The sequence below is a fragment of the Paenibacillus oenotherae genome (assembly GCF_019443105.1).
GTDB classification, from domain to species: Bacteria; Bacillota; Bacilli; order Paenibacillales; family Paenibacillaceae; genus Paenibacillus_Z; species Paenibacillus_Z oenotherae.
The window spans coordinates 19,887-36,379 of record NZ_JAHZIJ010000014.1; the positions used below are offsets into that span (position 1 = coordinate 19,887).

The 16,493-nt window shown below is 50.8% G+C and carries 18 protein-coding genes and 1 pseudogene; 11 read left to right on the forward strand and 8 right to left on the reverse strand.

Features of this window, described 5'->3' with window-relative positions; genetic code table 11:
• The first annotated feature begins 126 nt into the window (after positions 1–126).
• From zwf to K0T92_RS17550, 3 genes are all read left to right on the forward strand, one after another.
• Complete coding sequence (gene zwf, locus K0T92_RS17540) at positions 127–1,674, forward strand: glucose-6-phosphate dehydrogenase (RefSeq protein ID WP_219873775.1); 1,548 nt, start codon at positions 127–129, stop codon at positions 1,672–1,674.
• Between the two features lie 178 nt (positions 1,675–1,852).
• Complete coding sequence (locus K0T92_RS17545) at positions 1,853–2,482, forward strand: cyclase family protein (RefSeq protein WP_219873776.1); 630 nt, start codon at positions 1,853–1,855, stop codon at positions 2,480–2,482.
• Between the two features lie 19 nt (positions 2,483–2,501).
• A complete protein-coding gene (locus K0T92_RS17550; protein ID WP_219873777.1) occupies positions 2,502–4,088 on the forward strand; it encodes a peptide chain release factor 3 in 1,587 nt (528 codons plus the stop codon).
• Between the two features lie 62 nt (positions 4,089–4,150).
• Here K0T92_RS17550 and K0T92_RS17555 read toward each other — a convergent pair whose 3' ends face one another.
• Positions 4,151–4,597, reverse strand: coding sequence for an NINE protein (locus K0T92_RS17555; RefSeq protein WP_219873778.1), 447 nt, complete (start codon positions 4,595–4,597; stop codon positions 4,151–4,153).
• 16 nt (positions 4,598–4,613) lie between these two features.
• Positions 4,614–4,961: a TM2 domain-containing protein gene (locus K0T92_RS17560; RefSeq protein ID WP_219873779.1), complete on the reverse strand. Its 348-nt coding sequence runs from the start codon at positions 4,959–4,961 to the stop codon at positions 4,614–4,616.
• A gap of 253 nt (positions 4,962–5,214) precedes the next feature.
• On the opposite strand from K0T92_RS17560, the gene K0T92_RS17565 reads away from it, so the two are divergent.
• A complete protein-coding gene (locus tag K0T92_RS17565) occupies positions 5,215–6,378 on the forward strand; it encodes a Gfo/Idh/MocA family protein (RefSeq protein WP_219873780.1) in 1,164 nt (387 codons plus the stop codon).
• Positions 6,379–6,483: 105 nt separating this feature from the next.
• Here K0T92_RS17565 and sspI read toward each other — a convergent pair whose 3' ends face one another.
• Positions 6,484–6,720: a small acid-soluble spore protein SspI gene (sspI, locus tag K0T92_RS17570; protein ID WP_219873781.1), complete on the reverse strand. Its 237-nt coding sequence runs from the start codon at positions 6,718–6,720 to the stop codon at positions 6,484–6,486.
• A 133-nt stretch (positions 6,721–6,853) separates the two neighbouring features.
• Between sspI and K0T92_RS17575 the strand changes: the two genes are divergently transcribed.
• The 3 genes from K0T92_RS17575 (at position 6,854) to yunB (ending at position 9,349) form a co-directional block, all read left to right on the forward strand.
• Complete coding sequence (locus K0T92_RS17575) at positions 6,854–7,528, forward strand: potassium channel family protein (RefSeq protein ID WP_343223734.1); 675 nt, start codon at positions 6,854–6,856, stop codon at positions 7,526–7,528.
• Between the two features lie 7 nt (positions 7,529–7,535).
• Positions 7,536–8,336, forward strand: a complete 801-nt coding sequence (locus K0T92_RS17580; RefSeq protein WP_425517662.1) for a TrmH family RNA methyltransferase — start codon at positions 7,536–7,538, stop codon at positions 8,334–8,336.
• Between the two features lie 155 nt (positions 8,337–8,491).
• Positions 8,492–9,349 carry a sporulation protein YunB gene (yunB, locus tag K0T92_RS17585; RefSeq protein WP_219873783.1) on the forward strand — a complete coding sequence of 286 codons (858 nt, stop codon included), beginning with the start codon at positions 8,492–8,494 and terminating at the stop codon, positions 9,347–9,349.
• Between the two features lie 105 nt (positions 9,350–9,454).
• Here the strand turns inward: yunB and K0T92_RS17590 are convergent, their stop codons facing one another.
• Positions 9,455–10,474 (reverse strand): M23 family metallopeptidase, encoded by a 1,020-nt coding sequence (locus K0T92_RS17590; protein ID WP_219873869.1) that lies wholly within the window; start codon positions 10,472–10,474, stop codon positions 9,455–9,457.
• Between the two features lie 151 nt (positions 10,475–10,625).
• On the opposite strand from K0T92_RS17590, the pseudogene lipA reads away from it, so the two are divergent.
• Both lipA and K0T92_RS17600 read left to right on the forward strand, forming a co-directional pair.
• Positions 10,626–11,531 (forward strand): annotated as a pseudogene (gene lipA / locus K0T92_RS17595) (lipoyl synthase); the annotation flags it as partial.
• Positions 11,532–11,550: 19 nt separating this feature from the next.
• A complete protein-coding gene (locus K0T92_RS17600) occupies positions 11,551–12,291 on the forward strand; it encodes a YutD family protein (protein WP_219873785.1) in 741 nt (246 codons plus the stop codon).
• A gap of 83 nt (positions 12,292–12,374) precedes the next feature.
• Here K0T92_RS17600 and K0T92_RS17605 read toward each other — a convergent pair whose 3' ends face one another.
• Complete coding sequence (locus K0T92_RS17605) at positions 12,375–13,172, reverse strand: NAD kinase (protein WP_219873786.1); 798 nt, start codon at positions 13,170–13,172, stop codon at positions 12,375–12,377.
• Positions 13,173–13,237: 65 nt separating this feature from the next.
• Positions 13,238–14,329: a sporulation integral membrane protein YlbJ gene (gene ylbJ / locus K0T92_RS17610; RefSeq protein WP_425517663.1), complete on the reverse strand. Its 1,092-nt coding sequence runs from the start codon at positions 14,327–14,329 to the stop codon at positions 13,238–13,240.
• A 428-nt stretch (positions 14,330–14,757) separates the two neighbouring features.
• Here ylbJ and K0T92_RS17615 point away from each other — a divergent pair, with 428 nt between their 5' ends.
• Positions 14,758–15,147, forward strand: coding sequence for a globin domain-containing protein (locus tag K0T92_RS17615; protein WP_219873787.1), 390 nt, complete (start codon positions 14,758–14,760; stop codon positions 15,145–15,147).
• Between the two features lie 3 nt (positions 15,148–15,150).
• A complete protein-coding gene (locus tag K0T92_RS17620; protein WP_219873788.1) occupies positions 15,151–15,858 on the forward strand; it encodes a DUF2225 domain-containing protein in 708 nt (235 codons plus the stop codon).
• A 63-nt stretch (positions 15,859–15,921) separates the two neighbouring features.
• Here the strand turns inward: K0T92_RS17620 and K0T92_RS17625 are convergent, their stop codons facing one another.
• Positions 15,922–16,158: a hypothetical protein gene (locus K0T92_RS17625; RefSeq protein WP_219873789.1), complete on the reverse strand. Its 237-nt coding sequence runs from the start codon at positions 16,156–16,158 to the stop codon at positions 15,922–15,924.
• On the reverse strand, positions 16,155–16,355 hold the full coding sequence (locus K0T92_RS17630; RefSeq protein WP_219873871.1) for a YycC family protein: 201 nt from the start codon (positions 16,353–16,355) through the stop codon (positions 16,155–16,157). Before K0T92_RS17630 ends, K0T92_RS17625 begins: the two co-directional genes overlap by 4 nt.
• Positions 16,356–16,493: the final 138 nt, after the last annotated feature.

Consider the following 16,493-nt stretch of genomic DNA (forward strand, 5'->3'; position numbering starts at 1 on the left):
CGGTTTGATTAGTTTTTTTTATAAGAAGCTCAATAGCATCTGTTGGCTCAATATGCTAAACTACATAACATGACCATACGAATTAAAATATAAAAATACATAAGAGAGAATGAGGGAAATACTGACGTGAGCAAACATGACTCTATCGCTGCAGCGGGTGCTGTGTACTATCTATTTGGCGCCACAGGCGACCTAGCGCGACGGAAGCTTTTTCCTGCGCTGTTCAGCTTATATAAAGAAGGCAAGCTTGCTGAAGATTTCGCCGTTATCGGGCTGGCAAGAAGACCACGGACCAATGAGCAATTCCGTGAAGATCTGTATGAATCAATCGTAGAATTCAGCCGCAATAAAGCGGATGACAAGCAGTTGTGGGACAAATTTGCGGAGCACTTCGAATATATGTCGCTGGACATTAATAATGTAGACGGCTTCCGTGAGCTTAACAATCTGACGGAAAAGCTGGATGCCAAGTTCAACATTCCAGGCAATCGGTTGTTCTATCTGGCACTGGCGCCTGATCTGTTCGGTCCAGTATCGTTCAATCTGCGTGACGGCGGCTTGCTGGGGTCCAAAGGCTGGCATCGTCTCGTTATCGAGAAGCCGTTCGGCTACGACCTTCAATCGGCTCAGAAGCTGAATGAACAGCTTAGCCAAGTATTCAAGGAAGAAGAGATATTCCGTATCGACCATTACCTGGGCAAGGAAATGGTTCAGAATATTGAAGTTATCCGCTTTGCGAATGCGTTCTTTGAGCCATTGTGGAATAACAAGCATATCGCGAATGTACAGATTACACTATCCGAAACGGTTGGCGTTGAGGAACGCGGCGGTTATTATGACAAGTCCGGCGCACTTCGCGACATGGTTCAGAACCATATGCTGCAAATGCTGGCGATGATCGCGATGGAGCCGCCAAGCCGTCTTCATCCGGAGGATATTCGCGATGAGAAGGTAAAAGCGCTGCGCTCTCTGCGTCCTTACACGACCAGCGAGGAAATCAACCGCAATGTCATTCGTGGGCAATATACGGAAGGCGCGTTGAAGAGTAAGTCCTTGACCGGCTATAGACAGGAAGAATCCGTTAATTCCGAATCGTCAACGGAGACTTATTTTGCAGCGCGTGTGTTTGTCGACAATTTCCGTTGGGCAGGCGTGCCGTTCTACATTCGGACAGGCAAGCGGCTTCCAGTGAAAACAACAGAGGTTGTCATCGAGTTCAAAAATGTGCCGGATAATGTGCTGTTTGCCCGCCGTCACGACCTGTCGCCTAACCTGCTGGTCATTCGGGTTAATCCGATGGAAGGCATCTATATCAAGATCAATGCGAAGAAGCCAGGGGAGAACAATGTTGTCCAGCCTGTCTCGATGGAATTCTGCCAAAGCTGCATGATCGGATTGAATACACCTGAAGCGTATGAGCGTCTTATCTATGATGCCGCACGCGGCGAATCGACCTACTTTACGCGCTGGGATGAAGTAGCGCAGGCATGGTCGTTCGTGGATCGAATTGCCGAGACATGGCGTGAGGGCAGCGAGAGCCTGCAGTTCTACCCGGCGGGATCTTGGGGACCAGAGAAGACTGATGAGCTGTTGGCGAGCGACGGCTTCCACTGGTGGCCGGTCAACGGCCAGGACGAAGATAATGTAATCTGGATTTCGGGAAGTCCCAAATAGCGCGAAAAAAGTTGAATAGCAGCAACTCTTACTTACAGCACTAGTACAGTTAGTATCGCCAAATCCATATTCCATGGATGCATTTTGGCGAGCTATCTGTACTTTTGCAGTAGAAACGGCTATATTTTGGTCAGGCCCGGAAGCGTGCTTCGTATAACTTTTCAGGAGGTATAATTTCATGTTCAAGATTTATGATATTTCTACAACGATTGAGTCCGGTATGCAGGTCTATAAGAATAAAGAAGAGAAGAAGCCTGTCTTTCGCAATATGTCCAATCACGACAATGGGCAAGCCGTCTATGAATCGCGGATTGATATTGATGTCCATGGCGGCACGCATGTAGACGCTCCGCTGCATATGCTGAAGGACGGCGATACGATCGAGACAATCGGGCTGGAGCAGCTTGTCGGCCATGCGCGTGTTGTGGATCTGACCCACTGCAAAGAGTACATAACCCGCGAGGATCTGGAGCCGCTTGGCCTGCAGCGCAACGATTGGGTATTGTTCAAGACACGCAGCTCGTTCAGTGAAGAATTCGATTTTGAATTCGTATTCCTCAGAGAAGATGGCGCGCGCTACTTGACCGAGCTTGGCATTCGCGGCGTAGGAACCGATGCGCTTGGAATTGAACGGGCACAGCCGGAGTATCCGACTCACCGCACTCTGTTCCGCAACAACATTATTATCGTCGAAGGTTTGCGTCTCAAGGACGTGGCAGCCGGAACCTACTTCATGGTCATTGCACCGCTGAAGCTGACAGGCCTTGATGCTGCTCCTGCCCGCGCACTCCTGATCGGCGGCATGTAAATAACGAAGGGATACAATCATGAGCCAATCATTAAGCGATGAAATAAAAAAAGAAGTCGAGAAACGGCGCACGTTCGCCATCATCTCGCACCCGGATGCCGGTAAAACGACCTTAACCGAGAAGCTGCTGCTGTTCGGAGGGGCCATACGGCTTGCCGGTTCAGTCAAGGCAAGGAAAGCAAGCCGTCATGCCACAAGCGACTGGATGGAAATCGAGAAGCAGCGTGGTATCTCGGTTACATCCTCGGTTATGCAATTTGACTACTTAGGTCACCGCGTCAATATACTGGATACCCCTGGTCACCAGGATTTCAGTGAGGATACATTCCGTACTTTAACTGCCGCAGATAGCGCCGTTATGCTTATCGACGTAGCGAAGGGCGTGGAGGCTCAGACAGTAAAGCTGTTCCAGGTATGCCGCAAGCGCGGTATTCCGATCTTTACGTTCATTAACAAGCTGGATCGTGAAGGCCAGAGTCCCTTTGATCTGATGGAGGAGATTGAGCGGGTGCTCGGTATCCGTTCTGTTCCAATGAATTGGCCAATCGGCATGGGGCGGGAGCTGTGCGGTGTCTATGACCGGATGAAGAATCAGGTCGAGCTCTTCAAGGGAGACGATCATTCCACCATTGCCGTACGTCCGGTGTCGGATTATAATGATCCGGTCATTCGCGAGATGGCGGGCGATTACTTGCACGATCAGCTTATTCAAGATTTGGAGCTGCTCGATGTTGCAGGCGATCCATTCGACTTCGAGAAAGTCCGTGCCGGCGAGCTGACTCCGGTCTTCTTCGGAAGTGCGGTCAACAATTTCGGTGTACAGACCTTCCTGGAGAACTTCCTTCAGCTGGCTCCTACACCGACTTCCCGCATTAGTACGACGGGAATGATAGAGCCGACGGACGAGAAATTCTCAGGCTATGTGTTCAAAATACAAGCGAATATGAATCCGGCTCACCGTGACCGGATTGCATTCCTTCGTATCTGCTCTGGCCGCTTCGACAGAGGCATGAGTGTGCGGCATGTGCGGGCAGGCAAGGAGATCAAGCTCTCGCAGCCCCAGCAGTTTCTTGCTCAGGATCGGGATATTGTAGAATCTGCCTTCCCTGGAGATATTATCGGTTTGTTCGATCCGGGAATCTTCCGGATTGGCGATTCGCTATCGCAGGGCAGCGACATTGTATTTGACGAGCTCCCGACCTTCTCGCCGGAGCTGTTCGCCAAGGTGACAGTCAAGAATGCCTTGAAGCATAAGCAATATCAGAAGGGCATCGACCAGCTGACGGAGGAAGGAACGATCCAGGTGTTCCACACGACAGGCGGCTTTGATGAGATGATACTTGGTGTAGTCGGCCAGCTGCAATTCGAAGTCATGCAGTACCGGATGCGCGCTGAATATGGTGTGGAAATTCAGCTGCATCGGATGACCTTCCAGTTCGCACGTTGGATTGTGGATGATCATATCGACCCATCCAAGTACCGGATTAACTCTACGCTGGTGAAGGACAAGAAGGGCAATTATGTCGCCTTGTTCGAGAATGAATACGCCATGCGGACGGCGATAGACAAAAACCCGACCTCCAAGTTTCTGGAAATGGCGCCTTAATACAAATAAATACAGCATAACAAAAAGACCTCAACGCGAATGCGAATGGAGGTCTTTTTGTTCTATTCAGAGCTAGTCGGCTTGTTCAGGTTGACAGCGCCTCTGCCTGAGAGCTGCTCCATTCTGCGGTGATGCTCGATCTGGTCTAATATATTGCGTTCTACAACTTTATTGTACTCCTGAATCATCCCCGGCAGCAGGAATAGATCGACAATGACCCAAATGAACAAGGCTAGTGCGGATAAAAAGAAGAGCACCATAGATACAGCGAGAAAGGCATCGGATTCAAGCTCTGCTGCGACAGCAAAAAATATATAGGTCAGTATTGCAACTGCGAATACAGCAAGCTGGCCGAATGCACTTCCCTTACGCTTCAAATAGAACCGGTGCAGCCCCAGATGTCCGCCCAGGAGCATAAGATAGGCAATCCCTGCCGACTTCTCGGCAGATTTCATTTCTGAATTAAAGATCATGAGCTCATTCAGTGTCAAATCATATCTGTTCAGCATAAAGCGTACTCCGCTCCTATCGATTCATCGCATTTTCAAAATGCTTTTGTGACAAGAGTGCGTGCAGAATGCGATCTTCGACTTCTTTATTCTCTTCTTTAACCATTGTATGGAGAAGGAAGGCGTCGACGATCACCCAAATACAAGTTACGAGGTATCCGACAACGGTCAAGGTCAGTACGAGCTGGGCTACAGCAGATCCGGTCTTCTTCATGTAGAAACGGTGTCCGCCGAATATCCCCAGGAAAAACCAAAGCACATAAGCGACCATCATATTTTTGCCTTGGTTTCTGACTTCCTGATCGAGGATTAGAAGCTCACGAGCATCAAGCTGGCTTTTTAAAGCGATGTTGTTGTAACTCATGTTTGTGTATTCCCCTTTATTTTAGTGATCATTTTCAACGAACTAAGTATAAATGAAGCCATTGTAATCGACAAGAAATATTTTGTAGCAGCGATAGATGAGTGGAAATTAAGGGTAGATACATCTTGGGGAATATGCACGTCATGTACAATATGCCACATTGGCGGTGTAAGAAGCATGTGACAGGATGTATGCGTGTACAATGATAGTAAGAATGTTGCGAAAACTGTTATGCTGAAGGGTGGACTCATTCATGAACGATGTGCGAGTAGGGATGATTGGCTACAAGTTTATGGGAAAGGCTCATAGCAATGCTTACCGTGCGCTGCCCATGTTTTTTCCGAATGTGATCCGGCCGGAGATGAAGGCGATATGCGGGCGCGATGAGCGGGCGGTCGAGAAAGCGAGGCTGCAGTTCGGCTGGGAGTATGCGGAGACGGACTGGCGCAAGCTGGTTGACCGTGATGATATAGATTTAATTGACATTAGTGCGCCTAGTGATGTACACAAAGAAATTGCGATAGCTGCTGCGGCTGCGGGCAAGCATATCTTCTGTGAGAAGCCGCTCGCGCTGAACCTGGCGGATTCGGTTGAAATGCTAAGTGCCGCCGAGAAAGCCGGTGTCAAGCATATGGTCGGGTTTAACTACCGGTTCGCTCCTGCTGTGCAGCTGGCGAAGAAGCTTATCGCGGAAGGACGCATAGGAGAGATCTACCATTATCGCGGATTATTTCTGCAGGATTGGATCGTTGACCCTGAATTTCCGCTCGTATGGCGGCTGCAGAAGGAGATTGCGGGATCAGGCTCGCACGGGGATCTTGGCGCACATGTCATTGATATGGCCCGCTTCCTGGTTGGGGAGTTCCAAGAGGTGATCGGGATGAGCGAGACCTTCGTGAAGGAGCGTCCGCTTCCGGGCTCGATGGTGGGGGGAGAAACTGTGGGAGACAAGAATGCTCCGAGGGGGCAGGTCACAGTAGATGATGCGACTTTATTTCTGGCAAGATTCGCGGGCGGCGCGCTGGGAAGCATTGAAGCGACCCGGTTCGCGGCGGGACATCGCTGTACCAATTCCTTTGAGATTAATGGCAGCAGAGGGAGCTTGAAATTTGATTTTGAACGGGTTAATGAGCTGCAGGTATATTTCACTGATGATGCGCATGATGTGCAGGGCTTCCGGCGGGTGCTGGCTACAGATTCTGCCCATGCCTACAGCGGCGCGTGGTGGCCGCCTGGCCATTCGATTGGCTATGAGCATACGTTTACGCATGAGGTGTATGAATTAATGCTGGCTATTGCGGAGGATAGGCAGCCATCGCCAAGCTTTGTTGATGGTGTCGCTTGCCAGGCTGTTCTGGAGGCAGTCGATCGCTCGATTGAGGAACGGCGCTGGGTGGCCATTTCTGAGCTGCAATAAGTGGAAAATAGAGTCCTTGAAGCCATCCATAATGGGGATGAGTTCAAGGACTTGTTATGACTATCGATCGGACGGGAAAGCTAATCCAAGAACGAGTTCTTACTGCTAGCTTGGGCTTGGCGCTGCCGTCTCTTCAGTGTGGAAGTTATTATACAAGGTATCAACCATCAGATTCTGGCTGGCAGCATTGCTCTGCTTCCAAATAATTTCGAATAATACACCGAGGCCAGGCAATGCCCGCTCGTCATTGCCGATGGAGCCTTCGATGACGTCCTTCAATTCTTCACCTGATTTATCCTGTACCCGCTGGATGATCGCCTGCCGCAAATCAAGATTGTTCAACCGGATATCCCTCCATACTCGTTTTCGCGTTTAATATATCCTGTCCGGCTCCGTTTCATCCTTGGATGCGGCTGTGTTTCTGATGGAACCTGCAACTGTGTTATAATAAGGACTGCGAATATTGAAGAGGAGAGTGCGAAATTTGGCGAAGAAGCAGTTTGCAGTCATTGGAATGGGTCGTTTCGGTTCGAGTGTAGCGGATGCTTTGTCCAAACTCGGCTTTGAGGTGCTGGCCATCGATGCGAGCGAGCAGAAAATCCAAGAGATTGCCGGTTCGGTGACCCATGCCGTATCTGCTGATACAACGGATGAAGAAACGCTTCGTGCACTCGGCATTCGCAACTTTGATGTGGTTGTTGTAGCTATAGGTGCAGACATTCAGGCAAGCATTCTGACGACCTTGATCTTGAAGGATTTGGGTGTGCCAAGATTGATTGTTAAAGCGCAAAATGAGCTTCACGGCAAGGTGCTGAGCAAAATTGGCGCTGACAAGGTCGTATTCCCGGAACGCGATATGGGGCTGCGGGTAGCGCATCATCTGATCTCGCCCAACATTCTTGATTATATTGAGCTGTCTGATGACTATAGCATTGTTGAGATGAAGGCGCCGACACAATTCATAGGTAAAAACTTGAAGCAGCTTGATGTAAGGGCGAAATTCAAATGTAATGTCATGGCTATCAAAACAGGTGTCAAAATGAATATCTCCCCCTATGCGGAAGATATTATTCACGAGGGAGATGTGCTCGTAATTGTAGGGAAAAACAATGATTTGACCAATCTTGAAATAGCTTACGCGGAAGGCTGATGGAACGGTGCGCAAGGATATAAGCTTCATTACTTCACTTCAGAATGAAAAGATCAAAATGATGGCAAGCCTGCTGGACAAAAAGCATCGCGACAGGAACGGCAAGTTTATCGTTGAAGGTGTCCATCTCCTGCAGGAGGCTCTGCAAGCTGGCGCTCATGTAGATACGGTTGTCTTTGATTCGGAGCGCGGCATTCCTGATGAGCTGCAGGATTTGCTTCAGGAAGCCAGCTGTGAGCTGGTGGAGACGACCCATGCCGTAATCGCCAAATGTACGGGGACGGATACGCCCCCGCCCGTATTTGGCGTCGTCTCCAAGTTTGCTTTGGACGCGTCCGCATTGTTTGCGAGCAATTCGTTTGTTGTCGTCCTTGACGGTGTGCGGGATCCCGGCAATGTCGGAACAATTATCCGCAGCGCGGATGCAGCGGGAGCGGATGCAGTTATTTTGGGCAGAGGCTGCGTGGATCTGTATAATCCGAAAACAGTACGGTCAACGATGGGCTCGTTGTTTCATCTGCCGATCATTGAGAGCGATCTGTCCACGCTCCTGCCAGAGGCGAAGAGCCACGGCATAAGGCTCGTTGGCACAAGTCTTCAGGCAACGTCAACCTGCTATAGCTATGATTGGCGTGGACCGGTCTGGATGCTGCTGGGCAATGAGTCTAATGGATTGTCGGCGGAATCGCTCCGACTGGTGGATGATCATGTGATCATCCCGATGCGCGGCGGCTCGGAATCGCTTAATGTAGCGATGGCCGGCACTGTGCTGCTGTATGAGGCGATGCGGCAGCGGCATTATACATAGGTGTTTCTAGGGAAGAGAGCGGGATGGCAGCTCTCTTCCCCTTTTTTATATTGTTAGCAGCATCCCGGCCCTCACTGCAAAATTCTTTTTTGCAGGACAACTGCATAAGCTTGAAAGTGGAGAGCTGACAAGTTTGTGCGGGAGGGGGCGCTGCGATGGCGAAGTGGGGACGCAGAGGATGGAGAAGCAGCCGCGGCCGTGGCGGCCGCCGCCGGAGTCGAACGGGCAAGCTGAGCCGCCGTAAGTTTCTGCTCATTATTGTGCTTATTATGTTCTTGTTTATGATGCAGTCCTTTATCTATATTGAGAGAAATCTCCGGGGGCCGCTTATGCATGTCGCCCAAATACGGATCAAGCAGGTGGCGACCCAAGCAATTAATAAAGCGATATCCGAGCAGGTGGCGCATCAATCGAATTTTGACAAGCTGGTTGACTGGAAGACGAGCTCAAGCGGGAAGGTGTCCGGCTTCATGCTGAATTATGCCGAGCATATGCGCATCACCTCCCAGACGATTGAAACGGTTCAATCGATGCTGGACCGGATTGGCGATATTCCTGAGCATATTCCAATTGGTCAAGCAATGGGCAGCGCTTTTATCGCCTCGTATGGGCCGCGTATTCCTGTGAAATTCGAGCCGCTTGGTGCGGTTAAGGTGGATTTGAATACGAGGCAGAGGGATGCCGGTATTAACATGATTTTGGTGGAAGTGTATATGCGGATCGTTGCAGAGGTATCCATTATTATTCCCTTTGACACGAAGCCAGAGCTGGTCGATACGGAAATCCCGATCTCTTATTTGCTCGTTGTCGGGGATGTGCCGATGTATTACTACGACAATAACGGCAAGCCAGTCGGGGATTCGGCTCCGGGAGCTCCGAGCATTTCGCTGCCCATGGGAACCGGCAGAAGCATCGACTCTCCGATGCAAGATGATAATGAATCTGTAAATCCCAATGAATCGCTTCTTGAAAGAGAGCAAACAAAAGAGGAAGAGAACAATCCTGATGAATGACAATCTGTGGGAAGCGGCAGCAGGCTCGTGTTGATGCGCGAACCGACTGCCGCTTTTTGCAGGTTTTTACCATAGTAAACATGGTGATTGAGCTGTCGGCTGTAATCACCCTTTACGCAGCTGCCGGCGTTCGGAGCTTTCCCATTGCTTGAGGAGCGGGTAGGGATCGAAGGACCATTCAATAAGCCCGCGGTCACGATAGACGCCGTAATGGAGATGAGGAGGGAATTTCCCCTGTGTCCCCGGCTTCCCGTAGCCGGAGCTGCCTACCCATCCGACAACTTGACCCGGTTTCACTACCGAACCGACCTGCAATGATTTGTCGTAGCCGGACAAATGGGCATAGTAGTGGTAGATGTTGTTCAGATCACGAATGCCGAGCCGCCAGCCGCCATAGGGGTTCCAGCCTTTTATCTCGATGATCCCATAACAGGTGCTGCGAACGGGTACACCATGATTGGCGAAGATGTCCGTTCCCTCATGGATTCGATAACCGCCCCAACTGCGCCGCGTCCCCCAGGTTCCTCTGTAGGAATAGTTCGTTCCGACAGGTACGGGAAAAGCATGGCCGAACAAATCAAGCTTGCCGAAGGTGGCATAGATATTGGAGAACTGCCGGATTCGCTGCACGGCTCTGGTATTATGGTAATAGTGCCACAAGCCGATTGCGTAATCCTCCTCAGCGGTTCCATATCTCATCAAGTGTCCCGCAATGGCGTAGAGAAGGTCAATATCGTTTTTGCGGCTTGCTACACCGTCGCCGTTCCCATCCTTGCCCACTCCGCTAAACCATCTGATGGATGCGGGGATCTCGTCGTGGCTGTCTGGATTCAGCTCACCGGCCCAACTCGATTCTGTAACAAAAATGCTGATCCATTCGCCGAGCTGCTCTCTTGTTTTGGGCCGCGCTTTCGTGATGGTGCGCTCATATTGATCAACTGCCGCGAGCCGATACCAGGGAACGCCTGTGAAGGCGCTCATTTGTTCATACAGCTCCATCCGCTTGGCTGACGGATTGACAGGGGGGACAGCTTGCCTCGCTTTCGGAGCGAGGCTCTGCTGCAAGGCGCTTTGCTCTTCAGCGGCGGCAGCGAAGTGAATGTCTCCAGCCGCTCCAAATGCCATGCCGAGCAGACAACTAATGATTACAGTTCGACGGGAACAAATGCGTTTCAGCTCATCCACCTCCACGGTTATTCGGATACCTGTTATCATTAGCAAATCATTGGTTTTTATGTGAAACGTGCTATAATAAGACGCAGGAGACTACAGAAAGCAGGTATGGCTCATGAAGACGAAGAAACTTCCGGAACGTAAGCCGGACTGGCTTAGAATAAAGTTAGCGACAGGCGGCAATTATGCCGAACTGAAAGATATGATGCGTTCAAAGACGCTGCATACGGTGTGTGAAGAGGCGCGATGTCCGAACATCTATGAATGCTGGGCCAATCGCACAGCGACCTTTATGATATTAGGCGATATTTGTACAAGGGCTTGCAGATTCTGTGCCGTGAATACAGGAATGCCGACAGAGCTTGACCTGCAGGAACCGGAGCGGGTAGCGGAGGCGGCGGAGCAGATGGGTCTGAAGCATTGCGTAGTTACATCTGTTGCTCGCGATGATCTGGCCGATGGCGGGGCAATGATTTTTGCAGAGACGGTCAAGGCAATCCGCAAGAAGCTGCCCTTCTGCAGCGTGGAAGTGCTTATTCCGGACTTCCTGGGCAATTGGGATGCGCTGCAGACTGTCATGAATGTAAAGCCGGATATATTGAACCATAATATTGAGACGGTGGAGAGGCTGTCGGATCGCGTCCGGGCCAAAGCGAAATACCCGCGCTCGCTGGAATTGTTGAAGCGCGCGAAGGAGATGCAGCCGAACATACCGACCAAATCAAGCATTATGCTCGGTGTCGGTGAAGAATGGGATGAAATATTGCAGGCAATGGATGATCTGCGGGCAGTAGACTGCAATATTCTGACGTTAGGCCAATATTTGCAACCGTCGCCGAGCCATCTCGCTGTTGAGCGCTATGTTCATCCGGATGAGTTCGCGAAGCTGAAAGAAGAGGGCCTAAAGCGCGGGTTCAGCCATGTGGAATCCGCACCGCTTGTTCGCAGCTCTTACCATGCGCACGAGCAAGTGAAGTCCGCTTCGGAGGCGAAGACGGCAACCTTGTGAGAAGGAGTGGGGAGCAGCTTTGATCCATATTAGCGGCAGAACCTATGAATTAATATACGAGCATAAGAATGCGTGGAATCCGGAGTCGTTCCGCGAACGATACAGTGATGTGCTGGAACGTTATGATTTTGTTATCGGGGACTGGGGCTACAGCCAGCTGCGGCTAAAGGGATTTTTTCGTGATAACCATCCCAAGGCCACGCGCGACAGCACCTTTTCTTCAATCGTTGATTATATTAATGAGTATTGCAACTTCGGCTGTGCTTACTTTGTGCTTCAGAAGCATCCGGATATGAAACGGCAGGGCGATGAAGGCGATGCGGGCCGTGATGATGACGATTCCAGCATGACTGGAGGTACCGAACAGGGAGAAGCGGCTGCTGCTTCGCTAACGGGCCTCTCCGAGGATGAGCAGCAGGATCGGCCGGCAAGGGTTCTCCCCCGCCATCAACGCGATCCGCGCCGTGAGCGTCATCATCGCAATAAGGACAGGGACAAAGACAAGGACAAGGACAAGGACAAGGATAACGACAAGGAGCATCAGCCCAAAGAAAGCCGCAAGCCTTTCAATAAGGATAAGGAACGGGACAGAGATGCGAATCGGAATAATCAGCAGAGCTCTGGCGGAGGCAGCAATGGGGAGCGGCCGCGCCGTGGGAATGGCGACCGGGAACGTGCTAATAGGCGTCCATACACTGCGCCCAAAGCGCCTGTTGCCGCCGCTGCTGAGACGCCGAGCCCTAAGGAGAATAAAGAGTAACTGGACCCATATACGATGTACAAAAGGAACCTCCAAATCCACCGTCAGTGGGTCTGGAGGTTCCTTTTGCCATGAGCTGCTTGTTACTTCACATCATATCCAAGAAAGGCTTCCCGTACCCGAGTCCAGAATGGAAACGGCCTGTAGCGGGCAAAGCTTACTTTGCGGTCTGCTACACTGCACCGGATGGAATGAATGTCGTCCCTGGTCATATTGAGATGGTCAAAGGCAAGCTGCATGCGCTGATCTTTGCGTGAAATAATGTCGCAATGATGATGCTGCGGAAGCAGCACAGATGAACCGAGTGTCCGGTACACGCGATTATTAATCGAAGCGATCTCCGCTAATTGGAGGGACTCGATGGACGGATGTATAACAGCCCCGCCTAAGCTCTTATTGTATGCCGTACTTCCGGATGGAGTCGAGACGACGATCCCGTCGCCGCGAAACATCTCGAACAGCTCATCATTAATATCAATCTGCGCGACGAGTGTGCCATCAACGCCCTTGATCGTAAATTCATTCAAAGCAACGTGAGAGGAAGTTCCTTCATCTGTAACCAATTCGATCTGCGCAAGCGGATAACGAACAATGCGAGGCTCGTCATTGGCCATCATGTTAACCAGCTGTTCCAGCTCATCAGCCTTCCAGTCGGCAAAAAAGCCAAGATGACCGGTATGTACACCAATAAACGCAACATCTGCGATCCGGTCGATATGCGAATGGAAGGCTTGCAGCAGCGTTCCATCCCCGCCGATCGATATCACCATCTCCGGTGTATCATCATTGCGCTTCAGCCCGTTAGCCGCCGCCAGAATATGGAACCGGTCGGCCAGCTCCTTAGACAGTTGATCGCCTCTGTCCACTATGACGTAGTTCAATGAAACAAGCTCCTTCCGAACCGATGATACTTCGATTCTATCGGAAAACGTCCCCGAATACAATGTTATCCTACAGGCCCAAGCAATCCCCAAAGCAGGTAGACAAGAGCAAAGGCGATGCAGCTGTGGACGAAACGGGCAATTAGAAATGGCCGGTATCTTAAATCGGTTCGGCTGAGCAGGCTTGCGATCTGGGCATGCACAGATAACCCTCCCCAGGAGAGAATGGCTGCTGCAATCGCACTCTGATGTATAAGACCGCTGTGGAGGGCTGTTCCTGACTCCCTCGCGCCGAGCGTTACCTCGAACAGTCCGTTTACGACAGCATCGGATAATGATGGAGGAAGACCGCCCATTGCCATCAAGTATTGAATTCCGTTCGATAAAGCGGCAATTGTTCCGGCTTGGGTAAGCATTTCCATCAGGACTGAGAAGAAGACTACGAGTCCGCCAACTACGATCATGAGGCGAAGGGAGGCTTGAATGGCATCCTGCAGCAAGGTGCCGAGTGGCCTGCCGTCGAGCATCCGCGCACGGTGCATCGCTTTGACAGCCTCGATGAAGCGAGAGCCGCTCCGACCATCAAGGGGAGCCTGATGGGCGCAGCGAGCTGACGAGGAAGCCGTGGAGCCGGGCGAGTGGCGATCATGGAATCTCATCATAAGCCCGATGATTAAAGCGCCGCCGTAATGAGCGGCAGCAAGTACGGGAGCCAGGGCGGCGTTGTGGAAGAAACCGACTGCAACAGCACCGATTAGAAAGATTGGATCGGAAGAAGTAGTGAAGGCGACCAGACGTTCACCCTCTGCTCTTGTAATGAGTCTTTGTTCCCATATTTGGGAGGTTAACCGGGCCCCTACAGGATAGCCTGAGACGAAGCCCATCGTTACGACGAAGCCGCCGATTCCCGGAAGACGGAACAGCGGCCGCATTAGTGGATCAAGCATTTGCCCGATGAAGTGGACGATGCCGAAGCCAAGCAGCAGCTCCGATATGACGAAGAACGGGAATAATGCGGGGAACAGCACCTGCCACCATATGGATAGACCGCGTATGGATGCTTCAAGTGCAGCAGTGGGGAATATCGTGAGCAATAGGACAATTAGCATAGCGGTCCATGCGGGTATGACCGCTGGGCGGAATAGAAAACGAATGATATGCACGATCGGAAAATCCCCCTGCCAGATAAAATAATCGGTTAATATTGTATATGTGAAGGGCGGGACAAACATCACAGAGAGTTGGAAATTGACTAGAAAAATAATTTCGAAAACGCTTGCAAAACATTGTATTTTTTTCGACATAACTGTGGTACAATAGCAATACATCGAACGCTTGGGGTGATGACTTATGAGTATAATTGCCGGCATCCTCGTTTGCGCCTTTGTCTACGTTATCCGGGAGTCATTGATGGCTCCGGGTGAAGAGGATTATGAAAGCTGATAATGAGTTGTTTATTCGTACTATTCCATGACCTAATGCCCTATCAAGGGCATTTTTTTTGTCTCTGCATGAGACTTTATTATTAATGATATTGTTTTGTGTTATAATTCAAAAGACCTACATATTGGAGTTGGAATTGACGATGAATAAGTATAGAACCATTTATGAAGCTGTTGGAGAAGATGCGGGGATAAGGCGTATTGTGGAGGCATTCTATCCTGAGGTGCAGCGCAACCCTCTAATTGGACCGCTGTTTCCTGAAGATATTATGCCCGTTATGGACAAACAGCACATGTTTCTGACGCAGTTCTTCGGAGGACCTTCGCTCTACTCGGATGCGTACGGGCATCCTATGATGCGGGCGCGGCATATGCCGTTTCCGATTACGCCAGAGCGGGCAGAGGCGTGGCTCGGTTGTATGCGGGAAGCGTTGACGGAGATCGGCATGCCTGAGGATCTCAAGGCTATTGTGCTGGAGCGATTATCCGGGCCTGCGCATCATTTTGTAAATACCAATGAACGGGAGATGTGAACTATGGAGCCGCTGTACTCGACATCCATTACATGCATTTGCTGCGAGAGTCCGTTCCAGACTTCACGGGTAAGACCTAGCTTCAAGAAAGCTTCGTCTCGGGATAGCGATTTCTGCTCTTATTACAAGAACGAGATTAATCCGGATTATTATGTTGTGCGAGTATGTCCGAAATGCGGCTTTGCCACGACAGAGAATGGCAATGATGAGCTGAACGAGCGCCAGAAGCAGCAGTATTATGATCGTGTGGGCGTGCACTGGACGATGCGGGATTATGGCGGCAAGCGGACGCTGGAGCAGGCGCTGGAATGCTATAAGCTTGTACTGCTCTGTATGCAGGTGGTGGGCGGCAAGGATCGGATCATATCCGGCATTCTGCATCATATCGCTTGGTTGTATCGGTATAAGGGGCAGCAGGAGCAGGAGAATCGTTTTCTCCGATTTGCGCTGGAATCGTATATCCGGGTTTATGAGACGGAAGGCGTATCGCTTAACAATGCGAAGCTGATGTTTCTTATTGGAGAGCTGCATCGCCGTCTAGGCGAGCCGCATGAGGCAGTGAGATGGTTCTCGCGGGTCGTCAATGACAAGAAGATTGTAGATGCGTCGATGATACGCGCTTGCCGTGAGCAATGGCAGCTGCTTCGCCTAGAGCAGCAGGAGAGCAACGGGACAATTGCTGGCGATGAGCAGGCAACGATTAATGCATAGTGGAAGTGAAGAAGCCGACCGGGCCCGAGGAGATCGCCGGTCGGCTTTTTTGCATGTTAACCGTTAGGCTTGACGGAGCTTGGTATCTGTAAGAAGGTAGTCCTGATCGGCATCGAGAACCGTTACCCGATTATGGCAGCAGGGAAATACGAGGAGACGCTTCTTGCCGCTTTTAATATCTGGCAGCTCCTTCGGGCGAAGCGGCAGCAGGACGTTGTCCTGTCCGCAGAAAGGGCAGGACTGGACATAGATATCCTTCATAATAATATCGTAAGGCCAGGCGCGTTCAAATGGGATCACGATGGAGACGCTCCTTTGTCCGGGGAGGCGCCTTGATTTGTTTCAGAATCTGGCGCTGCTGTGGCTGTTTTTGCGAGCTCGGCCAGCTTTTGCAGTAAAATATGTTTGGGCATATGCATCAAGTGCTCCAGCGGCACATTCATTTCTTTGGATAGCTTGAGCGCCGTTTCCGCTGAAATTTGCAACGGTTTGGACATCATAAATCATCTCCTTATAGGGGAGCGCATCATGCGCCTGATTATAGTGAAGGCAAAATTGGCAATTAGGACGATCCTTTCGATATAATTAAGTTATACACCGTCGATGGGAAAATCGCAACGAGCAACGATAATAGC

What these genes read in the sequence shown, in the direction of transcription:
- K0T92_RS17545 (WP_219873776.1), top strand. Translation starts at nt 1,853, where the DNA reads ATGTTCAAGATTTATGATATTTCTACAACGATTGAGTCCGGTATGCAG.
- K0T92_RS17550 (WP_219873777.1), top strand. Translation starts at nt 2,502, where the DNA reads ATGAGCCAATCATTAAGCGATGAAATAAAAAAAGAAGTCGAGAAACGG.
- K0T92_RS17555 (WP_219873778.1), bottom strand. Translation starts at nt 4,597, where the DNA reads ATGCTGAACAGATATGATTTGACACTGAATGAGCTCATGATCTTTAAT.
- K0T92_RS17560 (WP_219873779.1), bottom strand. Translation starts at nt 4,961, where the DNA reads ATGAGTTACAACAACATCGCTTTAAAAAGCCAGCTTGATGCTCGTGAG.
- K0T92_RS17565 (WP_219873780.1), top strand. Translation starts at nt 5,215, where the DNA reads ATGAACGATGTGCGAGTAGGGATGATTGGCTACAAGTTTATGGGAAAG.
- yunB (WP_219873783.1), top strand. Translation starts at nt 8,492, where the DNA reads ATGGCGAAGTGGGGACGCAGAGGATGGAGAAGCAGCCGCGGCCGTGGC.
- K0T92_RS17590 (WP_219873869.1), bottom strand. Translation starts at nt 10,474, where the DNA reads ATGGCATTTGGAGCGGCTGGAGACATTCACTTCGCTGCCGCCGCTGAA.
- K0T92_RS17615 (WP_219873787.1), top strand. Translation starts at nt 14,758, where the DNA reads ATGAATAAGTATAGAACCATTTATGAAGCTGTTGGAGAAGATGCGGGG.
- K0T92_RS17620 (WP_219873788.1), top strand. Translation starts at nt 15,151, where the DNA reads ATGGAGCCGCTGTACTCGACATCCATTACATGCATTTGCTGCGAGAGT.
- K0T92_RS17630 (WP_219873871.1), bottom strand. Translation starts at nt 16,355, where the DNA reads ATGTCCAAACCGTTGCAAATTTCAGCGGAAACGGCGCTCAAGCTATCC.